Consider the following 26,916-nt stretch of genomic DNA (forward strand, 5'->3'; position numbering starts at 1 on the left):
AACGCGGGCGCCCGCTCTCACTACAGCTACATCACGCTTCTATCCGTCGACGACCGCCTGCCTGCGCGGCTCGTCTTCGCGCTCGTCTTCCTGTTTGTCCGCATCTGTCGCCGGCGCGCAGCGCGCGAACGCATCGCCGGCCCGCACGCCCTTGCCCGCTGGCAGCACGAAAAGCGGATTGATATCGAATTCCTGCATGCCGGGCGCGAGATCGAGCGCCATCGCGGACATCGCCACGATCGCATCAGCGAGCGCATCGATGTCGCAGCGTGGCTTGCCGCGTGCACCATCGAGCATCGCAAAGGCCCGCAATTCGCGGATCATCGCATACGCCTGATCATGCGTGACAGGCGCAAGACGCCACGTTACGTCCTTCAAAACCTCGGCATAGATGCCGCCGAGTCCGCACATGATGGCGGGGCCGAACGACGGATCGTTGTCGATACCGACGATCATTTCCACGGCATCGCTGATCTGTTCCTGCACCAGCACGCCTTCGATACGCGCCCCCGGAACGTGACGCCGCGCATTGCTGACGATCTCGTCGAATGCGCTTGCGAGCGTTGCCTCGTCACGCACGCCGACGCGCACGGCGCCCGCCTCCGTCTTGTGTGGAATATCCGGCGACTGGACTTTGACGACAACTGGAAAGCCAATGCTTCGCGCGAATGCGAGCGCTTCGTCTTGGGTCTTCGCAAGCATACTCTTGGGCGCATCGATGCCATAGCAGGCGAGCAAACGCTGGGCGGCGTGCTCGGTCAATTCGCCTGGGCTCTGCGCGATGAGCGCCTGCGCCCTGGTCGCGCGAAGCCGGTCGGATGCGGGCGCCTGTGCGGCGCGAGCAGCCGCTCGCGTACGCTGTGCCTGCGCGTAGCCCGACAGCATCGCGAATGCGCGCCCGCAACGCACAGGCGTCGCGTACAACGGCACGCCCGCCGCTTCGATCACACAGTACGCATCCGACGCCATGTCGCGGCGCGCGTTCCATGCAAGCATCAACGGCTTGTCGGTCGTCTGATAGACGCGCACGACTGCCTCGGCCATCGAAAGCGCGACAGCACCGCTCGCCGCTGCCGCCATGATGGCAATCGAATCGATGCCTGGATCGTCGGCAATGATCTGCAGCGTGTCCGTAAAGATTTGCGGATCGGCAAGGATGCCCGCCGTCAGGTCGACTGGATTGGCAAGCGATGCAAACGCCGGCACGATCGGCTTGAGCGCATCGAGCGTGGCTTGCGAAAGCGGCGGCACCGACATGCCGCGCTCGCTGCACGCATCGGTGATCAGAATTCCCGCGCCGCCCGACAGCGTCACGACCGCGATCCGGTTGCCGCGCGGCAGGCGCTTCGGCTCGAGCGCTTTCGCGTAATCGCCGAGATCGGCGACGTCGCTGACTTCGATCACGCCGGCTTGCCGGAACGCGGTGCGATACAACGTCGATGCGCCGCCCAGGTTGGCCGTGTGCGATGCCGCAGCCTTCGCGCCATCGGCGGTATTGCCGACCTTCCATGCGAGCAGCGGCTTGCCCGCATCGAGCGCGCGCGTCGCGACGGCGACGAGCCGGCGGGCGTCCTTCAATCCTTCAATGTAAGTCGCGATCAGCGACGTTTCCGGATCGTCTATACATGCATCGACGAGATCGAGCAGGCTCACGTCGGCTTCATTGCCTGTCGTGATGAAGTGGCGCAGGCCGATGCCCAGTTCGTCGGCCATCAGCAGAAGCGCGCAGCCGAAGCCGCCGCTTTGCGAAATCAGCGAGAGTCCGCCTGCGCGGTAATTGACGCCAAAGGGCGCGCCGAAGCCCGCATATACGTTTGCCCCGGTGCTGACGAAACCCTGGCAGTTCGGTCCGATCACGCGGATGCCGAACGTAGCCGCGACTTCGGCGCATTCGCGCTGCAATGCCGCGCCCGCTTCGCCCGCTTCTGCAAAGCCCGAGCTGTAGACGATCGCATAGCGCACGCCCTTCTTTCCGCACTCGCGCAACATGTCCGGCACGCGGCGCGCGGCAACGAGAATGAGCGCGAGATCCGGCGTCTGCGGCAAGCTGGCGATATCCGAATAACACGCGACGCCGTCAATCTGCGCGTACTTCGGATTGACGGGATACAGCATGCCGCGATAGCCGTGCTGAAGCAGGAAGCGCATCGGCTGGCCGCTGATCGACTTCGGGTCGTTCGACGCGCCCACGATTGCAATTGCACGCGGCGCGACCAGTCGATTGATGTCGAGCACGCTGCTCATGTTGATGACGTCGTTGGCGCTCATGCGGCACGCGCGGCCGTCGTGGCGACGCCGTCCATATTGTGTGCCGCGCGGCGCAGGGTGATCTTCGCGATGTTCAGCTGATGGATCTGCGTGGTGCCCTCGTAGATGCGAAACGCGCGCACATCGCGATAGAAACGCTCCACCGCATTACCAGCCAGATAGCCACGACCGCCGAGCATCTGCACCGCGCGATCCGCGACGCGTCCGCACATTTCGGACGCGAACATCTTGCACATCGACGCTTCGAGCGAAACATCCGCACCGGCGTCGCGCTTGCGCGCGGTTTCGAGAATCATCGAGCGCGCCGCGTAGATTTCCGTCTGGCTTTCGGCGATGAGCGCCTGAATCAGCTGGAATTCCGACACCGGCCTGCCAAACTGCTCGCGGCGCGACGTATAGGCCACGGCTTCGTCGAGCATGCGGATCGCGGGACCGGTGCACAGCGCCGCCAGATGGATGCGCTGTTTGTTCAGCACCTTCATCGCCGTGCGGAAACCCTGCCCTTCCACGCCGCCGATCAGACAGGACGCAGGCACGCGGCACGCGTCGAAATGCACATCGCCGACGGGCGAGCCGGCCTGACCCATTTTCGCGTACGGTTCGCTGGTCGACAGGCCCGGCGTACCGCGTTCGACGAGGAATGCGGAGATGCCGCCTGCGCCGGGTATCGACGGATTGGTGCGCGCCATCACCGTGAACAGCCCGGCGATCGGCGCATTCGTGATGAAGCACTTGCTGCCGTCGAGCATGTAATGGTCGCCATCGCGGCGTGCAGTGGTGCGCAGCGCGGTCGCATCGGAGCCGGCGTCCGGCTCGGTCAACGCAAATGCGCCCGTCAGCGCGCCCGATGCGATTTGCGGCAGATAGTGCCGCTTCTGCGCCTCAGTGCCATCTGCGATGAGTGCCTCCGAGCCGATGCCCGTATTGGTGCCGACCCGCGCCCGGAACGCCACCGACGCCTGGGATATCTCGAACGCACCGCGTACCAGCTGTTCGGTCGTGAGTCCCGCGCCGCCGTATTCGCGCGGCACGCTCCAGCCGAAATAACCGAGCTTGCGCATGCGTTCCACGAGGTCGTCCGGCACGGCGTCGGCCTGTTCGATCTCGTTCTCGCGCGGGATCGCTTCCTCGCGAACGAAACGCGCTACGTCGGCGAGCATCCAGTCAAAATTCGGGGCCTTGCTGTCCATTCGCTGTCTCCGTGATATCGGTCGATTTATGGACTTACTATCGAACTTTTTCTTTCGGATTGGCAGTGTTGTTCGACTATGCTGAACACAGTTTGGATATGCGGAACATGTGGCTCAGAATGAAGGCGACGCAACGGAGGCATCATGGCACGCAACCCTGCACCGGAAGCCGAGCCGGTGACGAGCGACTATCTGGAATCGAAGGCGCGCTACCTGCCCGACGAGTTCGACGGCGACCGCCAGTTCGCCACCACGCTGGCGCGCGGCCTCGATATCCTGCACTGCTTCACGCCGCGCGATTCGCAACTCGGCAATGCCGAACTCGCGGCGCGCACTGGCATGACGAAGGCGACAATTTCCCGCTTCACCTACACGCTGACGCGGCTCGGCTATCTGCGCGTGAACCGGATGAACAACAAGTTCCAGCTCGGGTCGGCTGTGCTGTCGCTCGGCTATCCGTTGCTCGCGAGTCTCACGGTGAGGCAGATCGCGCGGCCTTCGATGAAGGAACTGGCGGATCACATACGCGGTTCGGTGTCGCTCGGCATGCGCGACCGGCTAAGCGTCGTCTATCTGGAGAGCAGCCGCAGCAGCACGCCGCTCGGGTTGCCGCCGGATATTGGCCTGAGCTATCCGATCGTGCGCACCGCGATGGGCCGCGCGCTCCTTGCCGCGCTGCCCGCTGATCGGCGCGAAGCGTTACTCAACGAGATCGCCGTCAAGTCGCCCGACGACTGGGCGATGTTTCGCGAGCGCGTGCTGCGTGCCATCGACTACTTTCGGGAGCGCGGCTTCTGTGCGTCGTATGGCGATTTGCGGCGCGAAGTTCATGCGGTTGCGGTGCCGATGAAGCCGGCACCCGATGGAGAAATACTCGTGTTCAATTGCGGCGTGCCTTCGTATCTGCTCAAGGATGGACAACTGGAAGGCGATGTTGGACCGCGGCTCGTGTCGATGGTGCGCAGCGTGGAAGGGGCGATGGGGATCTTCTAGCCATGCGTTGCTGGTACAGAAGGCCCGAGCGAATGGCGCCACGAACATGGCGCTCACGCTACGGGCCTTCGTCGCTAGCGTACTTCCGTTGAATCACACTTCGCGCACTTCCCGCATGGGCGCGCGGGTGCGTTGCCGCGTCTCCCATCCTTCTGCCAGTCCGATCTGCGCGTCCGACGGTTGCAAGGTCGAAATGCCCTTCACGAGATCGGCTCCGCGCTCGGCGAGCATGATTGTCGGTGCGTTCAGATTGCCGTTAGGCTCTGTCGGGAAGACCGACGAGTCGATAACACGCAATCCCGCGATACCACGAACCCGCAACTGCGAATCCACTACGGCCATGTCGTCCTCGCCCATGCGGCAGGAACCGCACGGATGCATCGTGCTCTCCAGATTCGTCCTGACGAACGCATCGATCTCCGCGTCGGTCTTCACATCGGGACCCGGCGCAAGTTCGACGTCGCGGAAACGGTCCATCGCAGGTTGCCCGATGATCTCCCGCGTGAGTCGCACGCATCGCCTGAATCCCTCGCGATCCTCTTCGCGCTCCAGATAGTTGAAGCGTATTTCGGGGTGCACGAAAGGATCGACGGATGTCGCGCGCACATAGCCGCGGCTCTTCGGCTTGTTGGGTCCCGTCAGGATCATGAATCCGTGTCCCTTGAACGGTTTGTCGCCGTCGTAGCGCATGGCGGCCGGCAGAAAATGGAACTGGATGTCAGGCCAGCGAAGACCAGCCTCTGAACGGATGAACCCGCCCGCCTCGAAGTGATTACTCGCGCCGAGACCGTCCTTGAACAATAACCAGCGCAAGCCGATCATGAATTTGCTGAACGGATCCATCTTTCCGTTCAGCGTGACGGGCTCCTTGCACGCGTACTGGATGTAGATTTCGGCATGATCCTGCAGGCTTTCACCGACGCCCGGCAGATGATGCTTCACCTCGATTCCCGCCCGACGCAGCACATCGGACGGCCCGATACCCGAGCGTTGCAACAGGTGCGGCGAGCCGATCGGCCCGGACGAAACCAGCACCTCCGCGCGGCAACGTGCCGTATGAACAACGCCACCCTGTTCGTAGACAACACCCGTCGCACGCTTGCCTTCAACGAGAATCTGCCGTGTCATCGCGTGAGTCACGACACGCAGGTTGGGCCGCGTCATCGCTGGGCGAAGATAGGCGTTCGCGGTGGACCAGCGCACGCCATCTTTGACCGTCATGTGCATGGCGCCGAAGCCTTCCTGCATGTGTCCGTTGCAGTCGTCGGTGCCGATGTAGCCCGCCTGCACACCCGCCTCTATCCACGCGCCATACAGCGGGTTTCGCATATTGTTGCCGTTGTTCGTGCAAAGCGGCCCGCTATCTCCCCGATACGTGTCGCCGCCAAACTTGTAGTGCTCCGCGCGCCTGAAATAAGGCAGGCAATGACGATAGCCCCACTCTCTCGCGCCCAGCTCTTCCCATTCGTCGAAATCGTACGCATGGCCACGGATATACACGAGACCGTTGATCGACGACGACCCGCCCAGCACCTTGCCTCTCGGGCAATGCAACTGGCGCCCGTTCAGATGCGGTTCCGGCGTTGTCTGGTATTTCCAGTTGTATTTCTTCGTGTTCATCGGCATCGAAAACGCGCTGGGCATCTGGATGATGACGCTTCGATCGCTGCCGCCGTATTCCAGCACCAGCACGCTGACAGCGGGATCTTCGGTCAGCCGGTTAGCCAGCACGCAGCCAGCCGATCCGGCGCCAACGATGATGTAATCGTATTGCTCGGTTGCCATGATCTTTCCTGATTCGTAATCGTGGTGGCGTAGGTTGTCAGAACCGCTGATCGCCGGTGGTGTATTGCGGCATCGTCTTTTCGACATGGGCGATCACCGCCTCTTCGCGTTCGAGATCGAGCGAGCGGCTCAGCACGTAATACGCGATACCCGACACGAGCAGTCCGACCAGCCATGCTAGATCGAGACTGCCCATCCGGCGTGCTAGCGGGCCGACATACACCTCGTTTGTGCCATCGAAGATGCAGAAGAACGGCACCATGGCTGCAAAACCAATCGCGTACGAAATGAGTCCGCGCGCGCCCCATCGTCCATAGATGTTGTTATGAGGAAGGAAGAAGTGCGGAATCGCGTAACGGCCCTTGCGAACGAAAAAGTAATCGGTGAGATTGACGGCTGTCCAGGGCACGAGGAAGTAAAGCATCACAACCAGATAGATATTCAGGACCGACAGCCCCTTGCCCGACGTGTAGATGCTCAGCGCAATGCCCAGTTGCAGAAGCACGACGAAGATGATTGCGAGAATGCGGACTCGCGTAGTCGGCTCGACTTTGCGGAACGAGTCGACGCCCGTGATCGCCGTGAGTTTCGCGCTGTAGATGTTCATCGCGATCACCGGCAGGAATGCGAGAATCGTGACAGCGACGACGACGCTACCGAAGCCCGGCGCAAGCTCGCTGCCCACCTGATTCAGAGCGACCAGCACATCGGTTGCGTGCAGGTGGTCTCCGAGCCATCCGCCCACTGCGATCATCCAGGCACCCGACAACGATGCGCCGAGAAACACGGCGGCGATCAGTCTGCCGCTCGGTGTGTTCTTCGGCAGATAGCGCGAGTAGTCCGACACATACGGCGCATAGGCAATGTTGTAGCTCGCCGCGGCCGCAAACTGGGCGATGAAACCCGTCCACGCGAAGCCGAGCGGCACGGGTGGCGTCGCGCCCGGTACGACCGCCGGCAACGGCGCATCATGCACCCAATGCAGCAGGACCGCAGCCGTCACGATGCCATACAGCGGCAGCGACAGATACAGCGCCCACTTGAAGCTGCGATGCATCCAGTCGTGGCCGAGAATCGCGAGAATGGCGGCCGGAATCGTGACCACCAGCGCGACCTTGACGGGGTCCCAGCTGTAGAGCGTTTTCAGGCCCTGCATCATCAGCACGAGATTGACGATGTTGAAGCCCGCAAAGACGAACAGCGTCGCCATCAGGACCAGCACGACGCCGCGATAGCCGAACTGCGCTCTCGACTGGATCATCTGCGGCAAGCCGAGATGCGGCCCCTGCGAACCGTGAAACGCCATAAACAACGTGCCGAACATGATGCCGAGCGTACCGGCTATCGTCGTCCACAATGCACTGAGACCCACGCTCGGGCCGACGAACCCGATGGTCATCGTAAAGAACGTGAAGTTGCCGAGAAACCAGAACGGTCCCTGCCGCGAAAGCCGGTCCGTTCGTTCGTGTTCTGGAATGAAGTCGATGGAGTGACCTTCAATCGATCCATGCTCGCTGTCGGCCGCGAAGTTCGTCGCAACCCTGTCCTGTGCTTTCATCGTCTGATCCACCCGGTACGGAAGGTTGATGCAATGAGGATTGGCGTTGCACACGCCGCGCAAGCGCACGGCGGCGTGGCATCCGTGTTCAATCGAGCGTGATCCACACGGCCTTGGTCTCCGTGAGAGCGTCGAGCTGCTCCGAACCCAGGTCCTTGCCGAAGCCCGATTCCTTGAAGCCGCCGAACGGCATCGATGGGTCGATCGTGCTGTGCGCGTTGACGTAGACCGTGCCGGCGTGCAGTTGTGGAATCAGCGCATGCACGCGCTTCAGATCGTTCGAATAGATCGCGGCCGCAAGTCCATACGGCGAGTCGTTGGCAAGCGTCAGGGCTTCGCCGACGTCGTCGAACGGCGTCGTCACGAGCACTGGGCCGAAGATTTCTTCGCGGACAATCTTCATGTCGCTGCGGCAATGCGCGAAGATGGTTGGCTGAACAAAAAACCCCGGCCCGTCCAACGGGCGCGCGCCGTAGAGCACCTCCGCACCTTCGCGGCGCCCTGTTTCAATGTAGGTCATCACGCGGTCCTTTTGCGCTGCCGACACCAGCGGACTGATAAAGCAGTCGCGATCCAGACCCGGCGCAATCTTCAGCGTTCGCGTGTAGTCGACCAGCGCTGCATGGAACCGGTCGTGAAGTTTGCGCTGCACGTACACACGGGTACCGGCGTCGCACACCTGGCCGGCGTTGAAGAACATGCCGTTCGCGACCGCGCGCGCCGCTGCGTCGACATCGGCGTCATCGAGCACAAGTACGGGCGATTTTCCGCCGAGCTCCAGCGTCACCCGCCGGATGCCACCGGCCGCCGCGCTGCCAACCCTGCGGCCCACCTCGGTGGAGCCCGTGAAGGTCACCTTGTCGATGCCCGGATGGCTGGCCATGGCCGCCCCCACTACGCTGCCGCGCCCCGTCACGACGTTGACGACACCATCGGGAAAGCCGGCTTCCTGAACCAGTTCTGCAAAACGCAGTGTCGACAACGAGGTGAGTTCCGCAGGCTTGATCACGACGGTGCAGCCCGCCGCGAGCGCGGCCGCTACTTTCCATGCCATGGTTTGCAGCGGAAAATTCCACGGCACGATCACACCGACCACGCCAACTGGCTCCTTGCGCGTGTACGCCACATAGTTGCCCGGCAACGATGGCTCGACTGTCCGTCCGTGAATCTTCGTCGGCCAGCCGGCGAAATAGCGGAAGGTGTCGACAGTGCCCTGAATGTCGACATCGCGCGCCTGGGAAACGGATTTGCCGACGTCGATCGATTCGATTTCGGCAAGCTCCGTCGCGTGCGTTTCAATCAGGTCCGCGAGCCGGTGAAGCAGCCGTTCGCGCTCCAGCGGCTTGAGGCGCCGCCACGTTCCGCCATCGAATTCCCTGCGTGCAGCGGCAACGGCGCGATCCAGATCGCCTGTCGTCGCCAGTGGAATCTTCGCGATCACGCCTGCTGTGGACGGCTCGATTGCGTCGAGGTATTCGCCGTCCTCGCCAGCCACGAATGCGCCGTCGATCAGCATCCTGTGTGGCCTGTCGAGGAAGTGGCGCGTTGCCTCGCACACGCCATACTGCTCCAGATAATTTCGTACGATGGTATCCATCGTCGTCTCCTTGTTCGTGGTTCGTGCCAATAGCACGCCCACGGTGTTGTCATGGTGTTGTGCGCAGACCGCTGTGCAGCGTGCACAGGCGGCCCGTCTATCGCGCGTGTTTCGCGCGCTCGTGGAAAATGAAGCCGATGGAGTTCATCAGCAGTTGCGCCGCGAGAATCGATGTGACGTCGGCCGGGTCGTACGCGGGCGCCACCTCGACGAGGTCGATTCCGCAGATGTTTCCGTGGCTGCGTCGCGCGAGGCCCTGGATGATTTCGAGCACCTCGTAGTACAGGAAGCCACCGTGACTCGGTGTGCCCGTGCCAGGTGCGATTGACGGGTCGAAGCCGTCGATGTCGATCGTGATGTAGTAGGCGGCGCCTTCGGGGATGCGTGCCAGCACGGCTTCGGGGCCCAGCCGGCGTACATCGCGCACCGAGAGGATGTCGGAGCCCGCCTCGCGAGCGGCATCGTAGTCGGCGCGGTTCGACGACGACACGTTGCGTATGCCGAGCTGCGTCATGCCGACGATGTGATTCATCTCCGACGCGCGCCGCAGCGGATTGCCGTGGCCGTAGCGCACGCCATGCCGCTCATCGACGAAATCCAGGTGCGCATCGAAATGAACGATATGAATCGGACCACGGCCTTCGAACGCCTTGATCACCGGCGCATGGATCGAATGATCGCCGCCCAGGGTCACGGGCATGGCGCCGCATTCGAGAATCTTGCGCACGGCGAATTCGATATTCGCGTTGCTTCTCGCCATATCCGTGTGGACGATATCGGCATCGCCTACGTCCACCATGCGCACCTGGTCGCCGCTCAGGTACAGGACATCGTCTTCGTGGTCGTACGCACCGGAATGGCCGAAGGAGAACAGCGTCGACGCTTCGCGGATGCTGCGCGGGCCAAAGCGCGCGCCCGAGCGCCACTGCGTGCCCATGTCGTTCGGTGCGCCGAGAATCGCGACGTCTGCGTCGATCCTGTCCCAGTCGACGCAAACGGGCGACTTCGCAAACGTGCAGTGGCCCACGAACGGCAGATTGAGCCGCCCAGTTTCGTATGTATTGCTCTGCATCCCTGTCTCCATGTGTCATTCGGTAGAAAACGCGGTTTCATTTCAACCGCCGTTCGAAGACACTATCGGTGGAATTTTTTTGTATAAAAATCCCAAGTATCAAATGTTCATATCGGGATTTCCGAAGCGACGAGGGAGAGGCGCGAGCCATGGTTCAGTTGCAGGATGTAGATCTGAAACTACTTAGGGTTTTCATGAATGTCGTGCGCTGCGGCGGATTCTCGGCCGCGCAGGCGAGCCTGAACGTCAGTCAGTCGACAATCAGCGAACAGATGACCACACTCGAAACGCGGCTCGGACTCAAGCTGTGCGAGCGAGGCAGAGGCGGCTTCCGGTTGACCGAACATGGGATCGCGACTTATGAAGCGGCGCAAAGGCTGCAGGTTGCCGTCGAGACCTTCTGCATGGATACCGATGCGCTGAAGCAGCACATCTCGGGAAAGCTCTATCTCGGCATCATCGACAACACGATCACAGATACGACGTCACCACTGCCCAAGGCGCTGCAGAAGTTCGTCTCGCGTGGACATGATGTGCATGTCGACGTTTATGTCGGCGCGCCTGCCGAACTTGAAGAGCGTGTGCTCGATGGACGCCTGCACGTTGCAGTTGGTCATTTCCCGCTTCATGTACCGGGGCTGGCTTATAACGACCTGTATCTGGAACCCGACGGACTGTATTGCGGCAGTCGAAACGCGCTCTTTGCGAGCGCGACGAATGGCATTGTGCCGAATGACGCTATTGCGGCAAGCCGCATTGTGGCGCGCGGTTATCTGCAGGAAAACGACTTGCGCATGCTGAGCGCGAGCAAGGCTGCGGCGACGGTGGACAACGTCGAGGCACAAGCGATACTCGTGTTGTCCGGTGCATATATCGGGTTTCTGCCGAATCACTACGCCGCCCGCTGGGTCGAGCGTGACGAGATGCGACGCATCAATCCCGGACAGTTCGGCGCACAATGGCCGTTCTGCGCTGCCATACGCAGAGGTTCGGCGATGCCGTCGATCCTGAAGGTATTCATGACCGACCTGAACGAATGTTGCGAAGGGCGGTAGGTGCACACTGTGAGGTGCTTGCAAATGCTGCTTCGGATGCGAGAAGGGACATTCAACTTGCTGCACCGGCCGCTGCATTTGCATACATCCCCACATCCCGCCGCGTCGGTGACGGCTTCGCAGTTCGCGTCGTGAGTGCGTTTCTGGAAGGTCGGTCCGTCGCAGAAGCCGTCGTGCGAGGCAACTGGATTGGTGTCTATCGATCAGTTCATCGGCGACGCGAAATGGCTGCCCATGCGCACGACGTCAGAACAGCATGAGAACGCGAGCGACTTCGTTCACACACGCTCGCGGGTCAAAAATTGATGTATCTGCCCCACGACCGCCGCACCCTCACCGACGGCTGCCGCGACCCGTTTGGTGGAACCGGCGCGAACATCACCGATCGCAAATACGCCAGGCACGCTGGTCTGCAAGTTCAGGCGATATTGCATTTGATCCCGACTCTCCTCAACATCCGGACCGGTGAAAATGAAGCCATGCCGGTCGACGTGGACGCCGCAATCGCTGAGCCATCCGGTGTTGGGATCGGCGCCTATGAACAGGAACACCCTGCAGATATCGAAAATACGTTCCTCCTCGCTCCGGGAGTTGCGAACCCGCACTTGCGTCAAGCTATCTTCATCGCCGTCCAGCCCGACTATTTCGGAATGGGTATGCAACTCGATGTTCGGTGTGGCTTCGATCCGCCCGATCAGATAGCTGGACATGTTCGACGCCAGGCTGCCCTTGCGGATCAGAAGGTGTACCTTCGCAGCGTGACCGGCAAGATAGACTGCGGCCTGGCCGGCCGAATTGCCGCCGCCGACGAGCACGACTTCCTGCATCCGGCACAATCGGGCTTCCACGGGGGACGCCCAGTAGTACACGCCCTTGCCTTCGAATTGCTTGAGATTGGCCAGCGACGGCCGGCGGTAACGCGCCCCGCAGGCTAGCACCACGGTGCGCGCCTTGAGCCGGGTCAGGCTGCCGCACATTTCCACCTGAAGCGGCCAGGTGTCGCAATACAGGCGCCCGGCCGGTGCAGGGATGGCGATCTCGACGCCAAACTTCTCCGCCTGCACATAGGCACGGCCAGTGAGCGCGCCACCCGAGACCCCAGTGGGAAACCCAAGGTAGTTTTCGATACGTGCGCTGGCGCCGGCCTGTCCGCCGTAGGCGCGGGTTTCCAGCACCAGCACGGACAAGCCCTCCGACGCGGCATATACCGCCGTCGCCAAACCAGCAGGACCCGCGCCGACGACAATCACATCCCAAAGCTTCTCTTCGCTTAAAGGACGTAGCAGGCCGATGTTGCGACCCAGTTCAACGATGCTCGGATTCTTGCTCACGCCGATTGCAGGGCAAATCACCAGCGGCCAGTCTTCCCGAGCCGGCTGATAGTGCGCTACCAGTTGCGCAGCCCGTTCGTCTTCGAGCGGGTCCAGAACCGTATGCGGGTGGGCGTTGGCCGTCAGAAAACTCTGCAAGGTGTGGATGCGGCCGTGACCACGCGGGCCTATGATGACGGGCCCGCCGGAATTCCTCTCCAGCAGCGCCACACTGCGTAATATCAGCGCCCGAACGAGGCGTTCGCCAAGATCGGCATGTGCGACTATCAGTGCGCGCAGCTTTTCGGATGACAGACGCACCACCTCCAGGTCGCCTATCGCTATCCCGTCTACCATTTCGGGACGGGCAGACAATTGCCCAATATCACCGGAGAACTGGCCGTACCCCAAGGTGATGATGAGTGAGTTGTTATCGAATCCGTCGTGACAATACAGCGCAATACGCCCCTGGAGCAGAACCAGAATGCCATCGGTTGGTATTCCGGCGCGTAGCACCGGCGCGCCATCGGCAAAGTGCTGCTTCTCGCCGAAGCGGGTGACATGGCGCAGGTCTACCTCGCTGAGCCGGGGATAAATCTGGTGACGCCGCTTGTCAAGATCTGCCGTAGGCAGTGGCGGTTGTTCTTCATCCGACTCGCCAGGAAACTCCGCGCGCTCGCTGGTCATGACGACTCCATATCAGCCGTTCGATAGAAGGGTCTGCGTAGTGTATCCCGTGGAGTCTGACACATTTACTTCGGACGGATCGGCCAGCACCCCGTCGACGCCATCACCTCGGCGATGACCGTCGACAGGATGTAAGCCGACCGCCCGGACAAGCCAAAGCAGTTGAAGCGTGTTCAGAAATCCTGTGCAGTAGGACGCAGCACGATTTCGTTGATATCCACGTTCGCCGGTTCGTCAATTGCATACGCAATCGCTCGCGCCACGGAGTCGGAAGGAATGGCGAGCTTGTAGAACTCCTTGACGAAGTTGCTGCTTTCCTCGTGGCTGCTGCCCAGTTTCAGTTCGGACTCGACTGCGCCCGGCTCGATTGTCGTGGTGCGGATGGAACCACCGACTTCATGGCGCAAGCCTTCCGAGATCGCACGTACGGCGAACTTGGTTCCGCTGTAAACCGTGCCGCCAGGGCTGAAGACTTTAATGCCCGCAACCGAGGCAATGTTGATGAAGTGTCCGCTGCCCTGCTGCTGGAAGACAGGCAACGCGGCGGCGATGCCGTACAGCACGCCCTTGACGTTGATGTCGATCATGCGGTCCCATTCCTCGACTTTAACCTCACTCATCGGAGCGATGGCCATCAGGCCAGCATTGTTGACCAGCACGTCCAGGCGACCGAAGGTCTTCACGGCGATGTCGATCAGATTTTTCACCTGTGCCGCATTGGTCACGTCGGTAGCGACAACTTCGACCTTGCCGCCGGCGGCGCGAATCTCGTCTGCCAGCGCGTTCATCATGTCCACCCGACGTGCACCCAGCACTACCGAAGCGCCGCGTGAAGCCAGCATGCGCGCTGTGGCTGCACCCAGGCCGCTGCTTGCACCCGTAATGACGACGACCTTGCCTGCGATATTGTTGCTCATGATTTTTCCTCGTGAAGGGAGATGAATGAACACTGCATGAACACGAGTGTAAGAAGACCACCTGCACCGGTAAATGGAAATGTTACGATTAGACAATTCCTTTTTATGGAATTGTCTAATCGTGCAAAATCGTCTCGAAATGCTGCGTATCTTCGTGGCTGCGGCTGAGTCGCAAAGCTTCAAGGAGGCAGCGGCGCAGCTTGCCATATCGCCGCAGGCAGTCACACGCGCTGTGCAGGATCTGGAGCGGCTGCACGGAGAAGTCCTGTTTCACCGCAATACTCGCGGAATCCAAGTCACGACTTACGGCGAAGCGCTGGCCGTCCGCGCAAAAGTCAGTGTCCGCGAGCTGGACGAGTTGTTCCTGCAGGCCCCTGTCCGGGAGGCGCAGGAACTGGAAGGCATCGTTCGCGTGACGGCGCCCGTGATGCTGGGCCGCAGATGGTTGATGCCCACGCTGGAAAATCTCGCCAGCACGTATCCGCTCTTGCGCTTCGATATGCATCTGAGCGACGCCCGTGTTGCTGTCGTCGACGACCGCATTGATATCGGCGTGCGTTTCGGCCCGCTGCATGACAACCGTTTCGTGGCCCGTCGCGTCGCAGCGCCGGCATTTCACGTTGTCGGCACTCCTGAACTCATCGCGCGCCACGGCAAGCCTGCCAGCATCGAACACCTGAACGACTTGCCAACGACGGCCTTGCGAGATGTAAGCGCAGGCAAGGCGTGGCCCTGGTACTTTGCGGGCGGCGCCCAAATCATTCCTGGGGCACCGCGTTTTACCAGCAACGACGGCGACGCCGAATGTCAGGCGATCCTCGCGGGAATGGGTTTTGGCCAGATACCTGCGTATCTGGCCGATCCGTATATCGCCACGGGGCAGCTGGTGCCTGTGCTGGAGAAGTTTATGCCGGAGCCGTGGGAAATCTACGTATATCGTCCGCAGCGTGGTCCGGTTCCAACCCGAATTCGCCTGGTTTTCGATGCGTTCGTGGCAGCGTTAGAGCGATATTCCTGATTGCAGGCGAAACACACGCCTACGAGCCTCGCCAGATCGAGGCTGCACAATGGTTCCTCCACGTTACTCAACCAGTTCCACCAACTCAGACCTTCGCCACCCAGTCTGGCCGAGACTGGACTGATCTGACGTTGGTGTGACGGCCAAAGCCGTATTCCGCTACAGATCCAGAACCAGATCAGAGGTCGGCTTGCTGCAACACATCAAGCGAAGTCCTTTATCTATCTCACGCGGACGGATCCCGCCGTTATGCTTCATCTCAACCGTGCCTTCGAGCAACTTTGTCTTGCACGTCCCACAGATCCCCTGGCTGCATGACGAAGGCAGCGGCACGCCTGCTTTGCGCGCAGCAGCGAGCACGGTCTCTGATGTCTGCATCGCAAAGGTCTTTCCGGACCGCGCAAGACGCACCGTAAAGGATCGTTGCGCACTCTCTTGAGGCTCCGGCGCTGCCTCAGTCACCTCGACCGTCTCTGCGAAGTTGAAACTCTCCTGGTGATACCGGGCCGGGTCATACGCTCCGTCGAGCAACAGCTTTCTGACGGCATCCATATAACCCGCTGGCCCGCACGTGAACACTTCCCGCTCCCGATAGTCAGGCACACGCGCTTTCAGTAAATCCAGACTCAGGCGTCCGGTCGGACCTTGCCAGGTGCCATGACTTCCTTGCGCTTCGCAAATATGTATCACCCGAAACGCGCTGGATAGCCGCTCGAGCCCAGCGAGTTCTTCCGCAAAGATGATGTCTTCGGGCGTTCTCGCACTGTGCATGAATACGACATCGCAATTCTGTCCCAGGTCGAACGCCGCGCGCGTCATCGCCATCAACGGCGTGACGCCAGAGCCCGCTGAGAGATAGAGCGCCTTGCGCGACGGCCCGGCCGACGGCGTGAAAATGCCCGAGGGACCATATGCAGACAACGTTTTGCCCGCGGTCATATTCGCATGCAGCCAGTTCGACATCGCGCCGCCCGGCGTCCGCTTGACGGTGATCGACAACGTGTACGGACGTGTCGGTGGCGATGATATCGTGTAGCAGCGGCTCACCGCCGTGCCTTCAATCCCTACGCTGATCGTGATGAACTGCCCAGGCTCGAACGAAAACGGCTGCCCCGCTTCGCTCGCAAACACGAACGTGCGAACGTCGTGAGTCTCGTCCAGTACCCGGCAGCAAACCAGCGTCCGTTGCTCGTGACTCGGCCACTGCGCATCCGCGCGTTCCCAGGTGGAAGACAGACTGAAACGATCAGGCAATTGTGGGCTCTGCTCAAGGATGCAGGGTTCAACGACGTTTTCCATATTGGACTCACACACCGTGTTCTTTCAGACGCGCGTTGTACCAGCGCGAGAATTCGTCCAGCGGCGCTTCGGTAAACATGGAGAATGGCCCCGGACGATACGCTGGATCCTGCGTACCATTGTGTGTATTCGCTACCAGATCGGCATCCTGGGTGGTCGTGGCAACCCAGACTTCCGTCAGCTTTTTCAGATCGTAGTCGACGCCTTCCACGGCATCTTCGTGAACGAGCCAGATAGTGCGCACAAGTGTCTTGTCGGGAGCGAGCGGCAGGATGTAGGCGACCACAGCGTGATCGCTCATGACGTGCGTCCACGAATGATGGCCCCACATGTGCACGTCTCCGAGATCGCGGCGCTGCAGGTCCCCGAACAGCTTCGTGCAGGCGACCTTCGTGTCCATCGTCTGTGATTCGTTGGCGCCTGCGATCACGAGCCGCTGGGTGCGGAAGTTCGTGTGAACGCTTTCATCCAGTGACTCGAAGCGTTCGCAGATCCAGCCGTCCGCTTCCCATGCAGCCTGACTGGCGGCATTTCGCGCAACGTAGTCGTCGTACGCATTCAGTGCATCGTCGCTCTGGCCGTCCGGGCAGAAGCCGAAATCTTCCGCGAGAAATGAATTCGTGAGTTCAGGATGCGTGCCCGCGCAGTGATAGCACTCGCGGTTGTTTTCCATCACCAGCTTCCAGTTGCCGTTCTCGATGATCTCCATTTCATGCGCGATCTTCGTGCGCGTCAGATCGTAGGGCGCGAAGCGAGGCGCCATCACCGTTTCGAGCTTCGAAAAATCCTCGGGTGGTTGGTCGGCAAGGCAAACGAAGACGTGGGCGCCTACCGTCTTCAGATGAACAGGAATCAGGCTGTGGCAAGTGGAATCGAAATCCTTGCCCATGTGCGAGGTGTGGCGCAGGCTGCCGTCGAGATCGTACGTCCATTGATGATACGGACACACGAGCATGCCGACGGTCGCCTTGCCCGGCTGCTTCATGATGCGCGAGCCACGATGACGGCACACGTTGCGATAGGCGCGAATGTTTTCGTCATCGTCGCGCACGATGATGATCGAAGCTTTGCCGATGTCGACGGTATGGACATCACCCGGTTCCGGTACATCCGCGGTGACGCCGACAAGAATCCAGAGCTTGTGAAAGAACACTTCGACATCGGTTTCGAAAACGTCCTGGCGGCCAAACAGTTCGCCCGGCATGCCGTGACCGGCTTCACGGCTATCGAGCAGCTGGCGATGAGTCTTGATGGGGATGACGGTGGACATGTATGCCTCTTGACGGGTGTGCGCCGCAACGCTGTGTGTGCAGCATGGCGTCGAGTATTGAATTGCCAATTTGCACCGTCAATGCGCTTTATTTACCGCCTGACATTCCTTTAAGTCATGTGAGAATATCGCGGAGGCTGGCTGTCGTAACACGCATCAAGATCAGAGACAACGATGAAGACGTCCAGAGAAACGAAGGGTTACCGCAGAATCGTCCCGTCGCTGACTGCGTTGGTCGAATTCGAGGCGGTGGCTCGCCTCGCCAGTTTCACATTTGCCGCCACCGAACTCGGCGTGACGCAATCGGCAGTCAGCCGGCAGATCCGCTTCCTGGAAGAGACCCTGAATGTGCGGCTCTTTCGCCGCGGGCACCGCTCCATTGAGTTGACCGTCGAGGGCGAAGCGCTTTATCTGGTGGTGGCCGAATCCATGCAGAAGATCGCCGGCGTGTTCGATCGTCTGTCGACGACAGGCGTTGAACAACGCGAACTAGTGCTCGCCTCCACTGCCGCGTTCTCGCAGTTCCGGCTATTGCCTCGCCTTGCCAATCTGAAGAAGCTCGAGCCGCCGCTGCAATTGCGCCTGACTACGCAGATGTTTACGGCCGACTTGCGCCATGTCGAAGTGGACGCCGCTGTTCGGTATGGCAAGGGCCAGTGGTCGGACGGCACGTCGACATTCCTGTTCGACGTCGAAATATTCCCCGTCTGTTCGCGCAGATTTCTCGAAGAAAACAGCGTACCCACGTCCCTCGAAGAGCTCGCGACCATGGCTCTGGTCGAATCCGATTCGACGAGCGAGGGGTGGATGGACTGGACTGAATGGTTCCATGCGGTCGGTTATCGCCCGCCACGCCTCAACAAGGTACTGCGATGCAGTCTATACACGGATGCGATACAGGCCGCACGCTATGGACAGGGCATCGCGCTCGGCTGGAGCCGGCTCGTCGACCACCTGCTCATGACAGGTGAACTCATGCGACTCGACGTTGCCACCTGCACGCCCGCCGACGGTTACTTCGTTGTCGTGCCGCACGGGCGCACGTTCTCTCCCGTCATCACGCAACTGATCGAGTGGCTGCGCGGTGATCCCGCCACGCGCTAGGCGTGCGACACATTCGAAGCTTTCAGCGCATATGTGTCTCGCGGACGGATGACTTAAAGTCATGCGACGAGGAAAATAAAGGCCGTTGACCGGCCTTTTCGACGTTCTGATACTGCCAGTCGATCATGTCAGGAGAACAGTCGATGTCGGGGATTTCCACGCTTCACGCCTCAATCTCAGAGACAGCCGATAACGTAGCCGACCTTCCGCCGGGTCTGCTCGATCGCGTCCGCCGCTACCGGCTGGAACGCGTACGCCGCCAGCTACGCGAGAGCCGGGTTCCAGCCATCGTGCTGTACGACCCCGTTAACATCCGGTATGCGACAGACACGTCGAACATGCAGATCTGGACCGGCCGCAATCCGACGCGTTACGTCATGATCTTCGCCGACGGCCCGGTGATCGGATTCGAGTTTCATAGCTGCGAGCACGTATGGGATAACGTGCCCGTCGAAGCAGAACTGCGCAGCGCCGTGTGCTGGAACTATTTCAACGCCGGACCTGAAGCAGCAATCAACGCGAGGCGATGGGCGCGCGAAATCGCCGACCTGCTTCGTCAGCACGCGCCGTCGGAGCAGCGCGTCGCAGTCGATCGGCTCGATCCCGAAGGCCTGCATGCATTGCGCGAACAAGGCATCAATGTGGTGGATGGCCAGGCGATCATGGAGATCGCGCGGACCATCAAGTCCGAGGATGAACTCGTCGTCATGCAGGCCGCTATCGACGTGTGCGAACGCGGCATTCAACGCATGTACGATGTACTGCAGCCAGGCATGACGGAACAGGAACTCTGGGCGCACCTGCACTTCGAAAACATCAAGCTTGGCGGTGAATGGATCGAGACGCGCCTGCTGGCGTCAGGAAGCCGCACGAATCCGTGGATGCAGGAATGCAGTCCAAGGGTCATGCACAAGGGCGAACTCATTGCGTTCGACACGGACCTCGTCGGACCATACGGTTACTGCGCCGACATCTCGCGTACGTGGACGGTCGGTCATGTCCGCCCAACCGATAACCAGCGCCGCCTGTATGCCGCAGCGCATGAGCAACTGCACACGAACATGGCGCTGATCCAGCCGGGCATGACCTTCAATGAGTTTGCCGAACGAAGCTGGAGCATGCCAGCCCAGTTCTTCAAGAACCGCTATAGCTGCCTTGCACATGGAATTGGTATGGTCGACGAGTATCCGTCGATCTCATACTTTCAGGATCACGGCTATAACGGGGCGTTCGAGGCAGGCATGACGCTGTGCATCGAAAGCTATATCGGCGATGAGGGTGGTAACGAGGGCGTGAAGCTCGAACAGCAGGTCCATTTGACGGAGAACGGCTGCACGCCGCTTTCGACGTTCCCGTTCCAGACTGAATGGCTCTGAGCGTTGCGAGCGCATGCGCGGTCGGGTTACCAACCGCGCCTGCCGCTCATAACAGAATCTGGCCGATATATGCGTGCACTCAGGCCACCCCACCCTCAATACCTCGCGTAAAGAATCCCCAATATCATCGCTTCATCATCGAACACTTCGAGCGTATCGGACAGCGCGGTAAGCGGCCCCGCATTGTTGACGAACAGCGCGTAAGCAATCCGCCGGCCGCTCTTCGCGTCGATATAGCCCGCCATGTTCATCGCGACCATCTGGCCATTGCTGTCGATCGTTGCGCCGCTCTTCACGAAAATATGTTCCTTGCCTGCGACATTCTTGCCCACAGCCGCGAGCGATCCGTCGACGCCGAGAATCGACAGCGCGTCGTGATACACGGGATAAACGGGCAGGCGGCTCATTGCCGTCAGCAGCGTGGCCGTCGTGCGGGCGCTCGCCTGGCTATCGGGCGTGCCGCTGCCGTTGGTGGGGAAGTTGAAGCCCGCGCCGTCGAGGCCGAGCGTGCCGGTCAGATAACGGCGCTCCGTGGACAGCGCATCGCCGACGGTGCGCACGCCTTGCGCAAGCCCCTGGTACATCAGGCTCAGATTCGCACCGGTGTTCAGGCTGACCTTCAACACGAGCTTCGCGAATTCGGAGTACGGCATCGAGGTATAGCTAGCGACCTGTGTCGCGCCCGAGTAGTTCTGCGTTGGCGGCAAGGCGGCCGTCTGGTTCAGCTGCACGGCAGGCGCAGACACACTGACGCCCGCGCGCGCCAGCGCGTCGATAAACGCCGTGCGCGCGAATGAAGGCGGATCCTCAACACGCAGAATGCTCACGTAGAGGCCATTGCCGACGAGCGGCGACACGAAGCCGAGCGGTATCGTTGCGGCTGCATCGAGACTCTCCTTGCCCGACAGCGTGCCCTTGCAGCCAGGCGCCGCGAGACACGAGAGCGGCGCCTCGTTCAGCGCATCGCCGGAAACCATGATGTCACTCGTGCTGTTCGCTGCCGTCGTCACGGACGTGCCTTGCATCGTCATCGCGCTGGTGCGCGGCCGCCAGTCGAGCACGCCCGCTGCGCCAACGGATGCGCCCGGTGTCAGCGTCACGTCGATCACGTTCTCGTTGATGACGATCGGCGAGATCAGCACATTGCCATTCGGCACGCGAAACGCGTCGAACAGCCGGTCGTCGATGATCACGTCGCCATCAACTGTCGTGATACCCGACGCCTTCACCTGTTGCGCCAGATCATTCAACGCAGTGAGCGGATCTTCGGGCGTGAGAATCGCGCCGCCGAAGCCGCGCGCGTCGTTGTGGTCGAAGTCGGTGAAATCGACGGTGCCGTCGGCTTTTTGCCGGCCGCCGAACGTCAGATCGCCGGAGGCCTGCAGGATCAGATTGCCCGTCAGCTTGCCGGACCCGTCTACCGTGCCGGTACGGTAGACGGGCGTGACGAAGCGGTGATCCGCGCCGAGCACGTTCAGCGCCGTCGCCACCGAATACAGCTTGCGCACCGAGGCCGTCAGCACGAGCATGTCGGGGGCGAGCGCGTCGAGCACCTGCCCCGTGTTCGCGTCCATCACGACCATCGACCATTGCGATTTCGCGCTCGTATAGCGCGGCTTGCTCATGATCTGCGCGATCGGATCGCCGTCGTCGCTGCTCCCGCAACTCGCGACGAGCATGCAGCAGGCGATCAATGCCAGGAGAGCCTTAAGCGGTGCGCGCATGGCATGCCTCTCGACAGGTTCAGGCGAATGGAGCGGGCCTCGACATCATTGCAGCTTCCAGATCTGCGCCGCGATCGTGCCCTCGTCCTGGAACGCGTTTAGCACCGTATCGAAATCCACGAGTGTCGCGTTGTTCACCGACAGGAAGAACGCGAGACGATGGCCGCTTTTCGCGTCGATATACCCGGCGAGCGCCTGCGCCTTGAGTAGCGGCACGGCCGGTGTCGTCGTGCTCAGCCCGACGTAAGTCCCCGTCTTCGCGTACACCTTCCCCTTCGCGCCTGCGAGCGTCGGGTCGGATTCGAAGTTGGTGACTGTCGTGAGTGAGCCGTCCACACCCAGGAAAGGCAGCGAATCGACGTACGTTGCGTAATCGGGCATCAGGCGCATGCCGCGCAGCAACGCGATAACGGCGGTGGCGTTCGCGGTCGTATCGCCGCCGCCGCTTCCATCGATGAAATGATACTGGTCCGACGCGATCTTGAACGTCGACGACAGTTCCTGCTGTTCCGTCGCAAGCGAACTGGTCATGGTTCGCGAGCCGTTTTTCGCGAGCCCGTACAGCATCAATGTCACGTCCGCGCCGATGTTGTAACTCACCTTATTGACGAAGCGGATGTCCTGCGCATACGGCGCGGAGGTCAGCTGTGCCACCTGTTGCGCGCTCGAATACGAGCCTTGCGCGGGCAGCAGGCCCACTGCGTTCGTGCCGACGGCTGCCGCACTGACCGTCACGCCTGCGCGCGCCAGCGCCTCTATAAACACCGTACGTGCATACGTGGACGGCGCGCTGATGCGGAACGTGCGTATCAGCGGATAGGCGTTGGTCAGCGGCGGCTGCACCGTGGTAGGCACCGTGCCCGACACCGCGCCGGAACAGTTCGCCTGTCCGAAGCATTGCGGCACCTGGTTTTCGGTTGGATCGGGCGTCAGTTCGACTGCGAATTGCGTGGTCGTCGCGTCCGTTTTCAATGTCGACTGCACCGAGAACGCTGCGGAAGTCGGCCGGTAGGTGAACGGAAGCAAAGCTCCGTCCGCGCTCGCACTGAACGAAATATCGACGACGTCGTCGTTGACCAGCATTGGCGTGACATTGAAGCCCGTTTCTTCGCGGAAAGGGAACGCGTCGAAAAGTCGATCGTCGATCACGACATCGCCGTTGACGGTCTTGATGCCAGCGGCCGCCACCTGTGCAGCAAGCGCATCGAATCCCGCCAGCGGATCCGGCGTGGTCAGGATCGCGTTGCCGAGACCGTCGGCTTCGTTGTGATCGAACGCGCTGAGCGCGATGGTGCCGTCCGTGTTGGCGCGGCCGCCCATCGTCAGATCGCCGCTCGCCACCATGATCAGATTACCGGTGAGCACACCGTTGGCGTCGACGGTACCCTGCTTGTAGACAGGCGTCACGTGCTTGTACTGTGCGCCTAGCATGTCGAGCGCATTGCCGGTCGAAAAGAGCTTGCGCACGGAAGCGATGAACACCTGCGAACCCGAATTCATATCGTAGATCACGCGGCCCGTATCCAGATCGACGACCTGCATCGCCCATGTGGCATTCGCGTAAGCAGGCTTTTGCATGATCTGGGTGATCGCGTCGGGAACGGCCGTATTCGCATGATCCGAGCCGCCGCACGAGACCAGCAACAACGCCGACACGATGATGCTCCAGCATGTGTGCTTCCGATCGATTGTCGCGTTCATCGCAGAGGTCTCCCGGCTGTTATGTCGATTGCGAATGAAAGGCGCCGCTCAAGGCTGGTCTTCGTCCACTATTTCCGCCGCCTTGCCCAGCTCGGTGGTTACGATGCGCGCGATTGCATCGGCGGGCCCGCGGCCATCGGGTGTGTCCGCCGTCGTCGCCCAGGTCACGACCGTCGTGTTCGAGCCCGGGTCGTACACCATGAAAGTGTTGAAGCCGTTTATCTGGCCGTTATGCCCGTAGAACGTGCCGAACTTCGCGATACCGAGGCAGTAACCTGGCGAGGCTGGATCGGACGGTACAAGCGCCGTGCAGGTGGACAGACGCTTCGACTGGAGGTCGGCATTCAGATAACCGCCGCCCACCATTCGCTGCACGAATGCAGCGAGTTCCTTGATGGTCGAGATGCCGGAGCCCGCCGTCCAGCCCCATGACGGGCTCGCGTTCGTCACATCCGTCGGCTGCAGCGTGCCGTCTTTCGCGGCGGCCTGGCGCGCGGGCGACAGCGCGGAGTTCGTGGCCGTCTCGGCATTGGTGCCCCACAGGTAGCTATGTGGCGACGGCGCGGGCAGCGACGAATCGGTCTGTGCGGGCAGATAGGTACCCGTCAGACCCAGCGGCGTGAAGAGCCGTGTCTGGATTGCGTCGGCGGCGCTCATGCCCGTCAGTTGCTCGATGATCATGCCGAGCAGCACCGTATTCGTGTTCGAGTAGCCGAAGGATGTATCGGGATCGAAGTCCACAGGATGACTGAACGCGATGGCCAGCACTTCGGCCGTCGTCCAGACTCTGCCCGGCTGCGCGTCGAGCGTCTGGTTGAAGCCAAGGTCGCGTGAGTAGTTGTAAAGGCCGCTTCGCATCGCGAGCAGTTGCTGGATCGTGATTGCGTCGCCGTTGGGCACGTTCGGCACGAACTTGCTGACAGGGTCGCTCAGATTCAGCTTGCCCTCCTGCACGAGTTGCAGGATGACAGTACCCGTCCATGTTTTCGTCACGCTGCCCACGCGAAAGTACGCGTCGACGGGGATTGGCGTGTTGGTGCCACGTTGCGCGGTACCGAACGATTCGAGCCAGTTGCCCTGCGGCGACTGTACGTACACCACCGCGCCGGGCGTCAATGTCGTGCCGAGCAACTGGTTGATCTGGGCGCGCGATGCCGTGACGTAGGCCGGCTCGTTCGACGTCGAGGAACCGCCGCAGGCTGAAAGGCCCATTACGATCAGCAACGCGGAAACACGCACGCCGATCGCGAAGATAGATCGTGATTGCGAAAACAGGCGGAAGAGAGCCATTATTTATTCCTTACGACCTTACCGCAGTGCTTTCTGTGCTTCGCGTCGACAGGTTGATTATGGCACTTGATCTGTCGATTATCCGGATGACCTGACTTGAAACGCTGAGATCAAAAATCACCGGCAATATTTCAAATCTAAAATCGATGCATTCTGCAATTTTCGCATTCTCGTGAATGAGTATAGGAGCTACTCTCCCGATATACATGCGCTTCACGAAGAAAATATTTGCTGCACTGGCGAACCGGCCTAATGATTGGCGGAATACGGCACGAAGATAATCGGGCATATTCGAAGTCCATTTTTATTGGAGAAGGCACTGTCTGATATCGCCGATCTGACTATCTGGCAGCAGAAACGGCGAACAGGATTACCGCTGCGTATGTGCGCTGCGCCACATAAAAACGTTGATGATCTCTCGGGAAGACTTCACCTCAATTCCGTTCACGGGCCGGAATGCGAGCGCCACGATAAGCTCCCTGCCGTTAACGCTCATCGTTGTGTGCGGCGTCGTGATGCGATGCGCAGCAACGGTCATCTTTCATCAGCATTCCCCGCGCGGGTGACGTCGATGTCCGCGTAACCCAGCTTCACAGACGTTCAATCAAGCGCGGATCCCCCGCTGCGCAATACCCATGACACGCGGTGCGCGCCGCGTTGGCCGCGCCGTGCACGAACAGCGGCGCGTCCGAGCGTCGCGACATCGACACCACGATGGACGGCGGCGAAGGCTGCAACGGCAACTCCACCACCTCGCCGCGCGCGATCAGATCGTCGACGAAAAGACGCGGAATCGCCGCCACGCCGAAACCATCGCGCACGAGTTGCACGATCACCGAAATCGACGGCGAGCCCGTGATACGCGTATCCGCGAGCGGCACGCCATTCGCGAGCGCCAGCTTGCCGACGATGTCCTCCAGCGCGCGATGCGGCGCCGTTCCACGGCCGAACGTCAGGATCGGGTGACGCAGCACACGCTTGGCGAGCCCGCTGCGTGAAAGCGGCAATAGCCCCGCGCGCGCGATCCAGTGCACCGGATAGTTCGCGAGCGCATCGCACACCACGGATTCCTCGTCGCTGCCTTCCACGCGAATGATCAGATCGAGATCACCCGCCATCAGTCGCCGCTGCAACACCACGCTGACGTCCACCGCCAGTTCGACTTCGAGTTGCGGGAAGTCGTCCGCGAGACGTCGCATGTAGTCGGCGAGCCAACTATGCACGACCGTCTCGATCACACCGAGCCGCAGCTTGCCGCGCATCGCGCCTTCATGTGAAGCGGCGGCCTGCAACTGACGCGTCGCCTCCACCACGGCCTTCGCATAGCCAAGCAGATATTCGCCGTTCGCCGTGAGCCGGAAATCGCGGCTCTCGCGATCGACGAGCGTGGTCTGCAACTCGTCTTCCAGTGCCTTCAGCCGTTGCGAGATCGCAGCGGGCGTGGCGTGCAACGCGGTCGCCGTGGTGCGGAAGCTGCGCAGCTTGGCCAGCGTGACGAAAGTCTCGAGAAAGCGCGTATTCATAAGCCGAAGGCCGCCAAAGCGACAAGAAGAACCGCTCCAAAAATCTCAACGTGATCGGGGAAAACCCGCGATTCCGTTAAGAAATTCTATTCATTCGACGCAAATAAAACTAGTTGGCGTCAAATTTTCTTCTTTTCTATGCTTTGTCTTACCGCAGAACCAACGCTTCGCACCCTTCA

The 26,916-nt window shown here is 60.9% G+C and carries 19 protein-coding genes and 1 pseudogene; 6 read left to right on the plus strand and 14 right to left on the minus strand.

The window, feature by feature from the left end; genetic code table 11:
* Positions 1-39: 39 nt before the first annotated feature.
* Both G3O01_RS11290 and G3O01_RS11295 read right to left on the minus strand, forming a co-directional pair.
* Positions 40-2,268, minus strand: coding sequence for an acetate--CoA ligase family protein (locus G3O01_RS11290; protein ID WP_241023854.1), 2,229 nt, complete (start codon positions 2,266-2,268; stop codon positions 40-42).
* On the minus strand, positions 2,265-3,458 hold the full coding sequence (locus tag G3O01_RS11295; protein WP_205804719.1) for an acyl-CoA dehydrogenase family protein: 1,194 nt from the start codon (positions 3,456-3,458) through the stop codon (positions 2,265-2,267). The genes G3O01_RS11290 and G3O01_RS11295 overlap by 4 nt, the downstream gene beginning before the upstream one ends.
* 144 nt (positions 3,459-3,602) lie before the next feature.
* Here G3O01_RS11295 and G3O01_RS11300 point away from each other — a divergent pair, with 144 nt between their 5' ends.
* Entirely contained in the window at positions 3,603-4,451 is an 849-nt protein-coding gene (locus tag G3O01_RS11300) for an IclR family transcriptional regulator (protein WP_205804720.1), read from the plus strand.
* A gap of 93 nt (positions 4,452-4,544) precedes the next feature.
* Here G3O01_RS11300 and betA read toward each other — a convergent pair whose 3' ends face one another.
* The 4 genes from betA to speB all read right to left on the minus strand — a co-directional run bounded on the left by betA (position 4,545) and on the right by speB (position 10,463).
* Complete coding sequence (gene betA / locus G3O01_RS11305) at positions 4,545-6,236, minus strand: choline dehydrogenase (RefSeq protein ID WP_205804721.1); 1,692 nt, start codon at positions 6,234-6,236, stop codon at positions 4,545-4,547.
* 37 nt (positions 6,237-6,273) lie between these two features.
* Positions 6,274-7,794 carry a cytosine permease gene (locus G3O01_RS11310; RefSeq protein ID WP_205804722.1) on the minus strand — a complete coding sequence of 507 codons (1,521 nt, stop codon included), beginning with the start codon at positions 7,792-7,794 and terminating at the stop codon, positions 6,274-6,276.
* A gap of 88 nt (positions 7,795-7,882) precedes the next feature.
* The gene (locus G3O01_RS11315; protein WP_205804723.1) at positions 7,883-9,391 is read right to left on the minus strand and encodes an aldehyde dehydrogenase family protein; all 1,509 of its coding nucleotides are present in this window, start codon (positions 9,389-9,391) and stop codon (positions 7,883-7,885) included.
* A 97-nt stretch (positions 9,392-9,488) separates the two neighbouring features.
* Entirely contained in the window at positions 9,489-10,463 is a 975-nt protein-coding gene (gene speB / locus G3O01_RS11320; RefSeq protein WP_205804724.1) for an agmatinase, read from the minus strand.
* Between the two features lie 149 nt (positions 10,464-10,612).
* On the opposite strand from speB, the gene G3O01_RS11325 reads away from it, so the two are divergent.
* Both G3O01_RS11325 and G3O01_RS45270 read left to right on the plus strand, forming a co-directional pair.
* Positions 10,613-11,518, plus strand: coding sequence for a LysR family transcriptional regulator (locus G3O01_RS11325; RefSeq protein ID WP_205804725.1), 906 nt, complete (start codon positions 10,613-10,615; stop codon positions 11,516-11,518).
* A 107-nt stretch (positions 11,519-11,625) separates the two neighbouring features.
* Positions 11,626-11,824 (plus strand): annotated as a pseudogene (locus tag G3O01_RS45270) (hypothetical protein); the annotation flags it as partial.
* On the opposite strand, the gene G3O01_RS11330 reads toward G3O01_RS45270, so the two are convergent.
* The gene (locus tag G3O01_RS11330) at positions 11,797-13,515 is read right to left on the minus strand and encodes an FAD-dependent oxidoreductase (RefSeq protein WP_205804726.1); all 1,719 of its coding nucleotides are present in this window, start codon (positions 13,513-13,515) and stop codon (positions 11,797-11,799) included. The pseudogene G3O01_RS45270 and the gene G3O01_RS11330 overlap by 28 nt on opposite strands.
* Positions 13,516-13,688: 173 nt before the next feature.
* On the minus strand, positions 13,689-14,432 hold the full coding sequence (locus tag G3O01_RS11335; protein WP_205804727.1) for an SDR family oxidoreductase: 744 nt from the start codon (positions 14,430-14,432) through the stop codon (positions 13,689-13,691).
* A gap of 121 nt (positions 14,433-14,553) precedes the next feature.
* Between G3O01_RS11335 and G3O01_RS11340 the strand changes: the two genes are divergently transcribed.
* The gene (locus G3O01_RS11340) at positions 14,554-15,450 is read left to right on the plus strand and encodes a LysR family transcriptional regulator (protein ID WP_205804728.1); all 897 of its coding nucleotides are present in this window, start codon (positions 14,554-14,556) and stop codon (positions 15,448-15,450) included.
* 159 nt (positions 15,451-15,609) lie between these two features.
* On the opposite strand, the gene G3O01_RS11345 is transcribed toward G3O01_RS11340, so the two are convergent.
* Together G3O01_RS11345 and G3O01_RS11350 are read right to left on the minus strand one after the other, a co-directional pair.
* Positions 15,610-16,749, minus strand: coding sequence for a hybrid-cluster NAD(P)-dependent oxidoreductase (locus G3O01_RS11345; RefSeq protein WP_205804729.1), 1,140 nt, complete (start codon positions 16,747-16,749; stop codon positions 15,610-15,612).
* Positions 16,750-16,756: 7 nt separating this feature from the next.
* Positions 16,757-18,019 carry an aromatic ring-hydroxylating dioxygenase subunit alpha gene (locus G3O01_RS11350; RefSeq protein WP_205804730.1) on the minus strand — a complete coding sequence of 421 codons (1,263 nt, stop codon included), beginning with the start codon at positions 18,017-18,019 and terminating at the stop codon, positions 16,757-16,759.
* A gap of 174 nt (positions 18,020-18,193) precedes the next feature.
* On the opposite strand from G3O01_RS11350, the gene G3O01_RS11355 reads away from it, so the two are divergent.
* Positions 18,194-19,123, plus strand: a complete 930-nt coding sequence (locus G3O01_RS11355) for a LysR substrate-binding domain-containing protein (protein WP_205804731.1) — start codon at positions 18,194-18,196, stop codon at positions 19,121-19,123.
* Between the two features lie 143 nt (positions 19,124-19,266).
* Positions 19,267-20,499, plus strand: a complete 1,233-nt coding sequence (locus G3O01_RS11360) for a Xaa-Pro peptidase family protein (protein ID WP_205804732.1) — start codon at positions 19,267-19,269, stop codon at positions 20,497-20,499.
* 95 nt (positions 20,500-20,594) lie between these two features.
* On the opposite strand, the gene G3O01_RS11365 is transcribed toward G3O01_RS11360, so the two are convergent.
* The 4 genes from G3O01_RS11365 to G3O01_RS11380 form a co-directional block, all read right to left on the minus strand.
* Positions 20,595-22,223, minus strand: a complete 1,629-nt coding sequence (locus G3O01_RS11365; protein WP_205804733.1) for a D-alanyl-D-alanine carboxypeptidase — start codon at positions 22,221-22,223, stop codon at positions 20,595-20,597.
* 45 nt (positions 22,224-22,268) lie between these two features.
* On the minus strand, positions 22,269-23,924 hold the full coding sequence (gene dacB / locus G3O01_RS11370) for a D-alanyl-D-alanine carboxypeptidase/D-alanyl-D-alanine-endopeptidase (RefSeq protein ID WP_205804734.1): 1,656 nt from the start codon (positions 23,922-23,924) through the stop codon (positions 22,269-22,271).
* 48 nt (positions 23,925-23,972) lie between these two features.
* Positions 23,973-25,214 carry a serine hydrolase domain-containing protein gene (locus tag G3O01_RS11375; RefSeq protein WP_205804735.1) on the minus strand — a complete coding sequence of 414 codons (1,242 nt, stop codon included), beginning with the start codon at positions 25,212-25,214 and terminating at the stop codon, positions 23,973-23,975.
* A 590-nt stretch (positions 25,215-25,804) separates the two neighbouring features.
* The gene (locus G3O01_RS11380) at positions 25,805-26,737 is read right to left on the minus strand and encodes a LysR family transcriptional regulator (protein WP_205804736.1); all 933 of its coding nucleotides are present in this window, start codon (positions 26,735-26,737) and stop codon (positions 25,805-25,807) included.
* Positions 26,738-26,916 lie beyond the last annotated feature (179 nt).

Source organism: Burkholderia sp. Ac-20365, assembly GCF_017104715.1.
Taxonomy (GTDB): Bacteria; Pseudomonadota; Gammaproteobacteria; order Burkholderiales; family Burkholderiaceae; genus Paraburkholderia.

What these genes read in the sequence shown, in the direction of transcription:
- G3O01_RS11290 (WP_241023854.1), bottom strand. Translation starts at nt 2,268, where the DNA reads ATGAGCGCCAACGACGTCATCAACATGAGCAGCGTGCTCGACATCAAT.
- G3O01_RS11295 (WP_205804719.1), bottom strand. Translation starts at nt 3,458, where the DNA reads ATGGACAGCAAGGCCCCGAATTTTGACTGGATGCTCGCCGACGTAGCG.
- G3O01_RS11300 (WP_205804720.1), top strand. Translation starts at nt 3,603, where the DNA reads ATGGCACGCAACCCTGCACCGGAAGCCGAGCCGGTGACGAGCGACTAT.
- betA (WP_205804721.1), bottom strand. Translation starts at nt 6,236, where the DNA reads ATGGCAACCGAGCAATACGATTACATCATCGTTGGCGCCGGATCGGCT.
- G3O01_RS11310 (WP_205804722.1), bottom strand. Translation starts at nt 7,794, where the DNA reads ATGAAAGCACAGGACAGGGTTGCGACGAACTTCGCGGCCGACAGCGAG.
- G3O01_RS11315 (WP_205804723.1), bottom strand. Translation starts at nt 9,391, where the DNA reads ATGGATACCATCGTACGAAATTATCTGGAGCAGTATGGCGTGTGCGAG.
- speB (WP_205804724.1), bottom strand. Translation starts at nt 10,463, where the DNA reads ATGCAGAGCAATACATACGAAACTGGGCGGCTCAATCTGCCGTTCGTG.
- G3O01_RS11325 (WP_205804725.1), top strand. Translation starts at nt 10,613, where the DNA reads ATGGTTCAGTTGCAGGATGTAGATCTGAAACTACTTAGGGTTTTCATG.
- G3O01_RS11330 (WP_205804726.1), bottom strand. Translation starts at nt 13,515, where the DNA reads ATGACCAGCGAGCGCGCGGAGTTTCCTGGCGAGTCGGATGAAGAACAA.
- G3O01_RS11335 (WP_205804727.1), bottom strand. Translation starts at nt 14,432, where the DNA reads ATGAGCAACAATATCGCAGGCAAGGTCGTCGTCATTACGGGTGCAAGC.
- G3O01_RS11345 (WP_205804729.1), bottom strand. Translation starts at nt 16,749, where the DNA reads ATGGAAAACGTCGTTGAACCCTGCATCCTTGAGCAGAGCCCACAATTG.
- G3O01_RS11350 (WP_205804730.1), bottom strand. Translation starts at nt 18,019, where the DNA reads ATGTCCACCGTCATCCCCATCAAGACTCATCGCCAGCTGCTCGATAGC.
- G3O01_RS11355 (WP_205804731.1), top strand. Translation starts at nt 18,194, where the DNA reads ATGAAGACGTCCAGAGAAACGAAGGGTTACCGCAGAATCGTCCCGTCG.
- G3O01_RS11360 (WP_205804732.1), top strand. Translation starts at nt 19,267, where the DNA reads ATGTCGGGGATTTCCACGCTTCACGCCTCAATCTCAGAGACAGCCGAT.
- G3O01_RS11365 (WP_205804733.1), bottom strand. Translation starts at nt 22,223, where the DNA reads ATGCGCGCACCGCTTAAGGCTCTCCTGGCATTGATCGCCTGCTGCATG.
- dacB (WP_205804734.1), bottom strand. Translation starts at nt 23,924, where the DNA reads ATGAACGCGACAATCGATCGGAAGCACACATGCTGGAGCATCATCGTG.
- G3O01_RS11375 (WP_205804735.1), bottom strand. Translation starts at nt 25,214, where the DNA reads ATGGCTCTCTTCCGCCTGTTTTCGCAATCACGATCTATCTTCGCGATC.
- G3O01_RS11380 (WP_205804736.1), bottom strand. Translation starts at nt 26,737, where the DNA reads ATGAATACGCGCTTTCTCGAGACTTTCGTCACGCTGGCCAAGCTGCGC.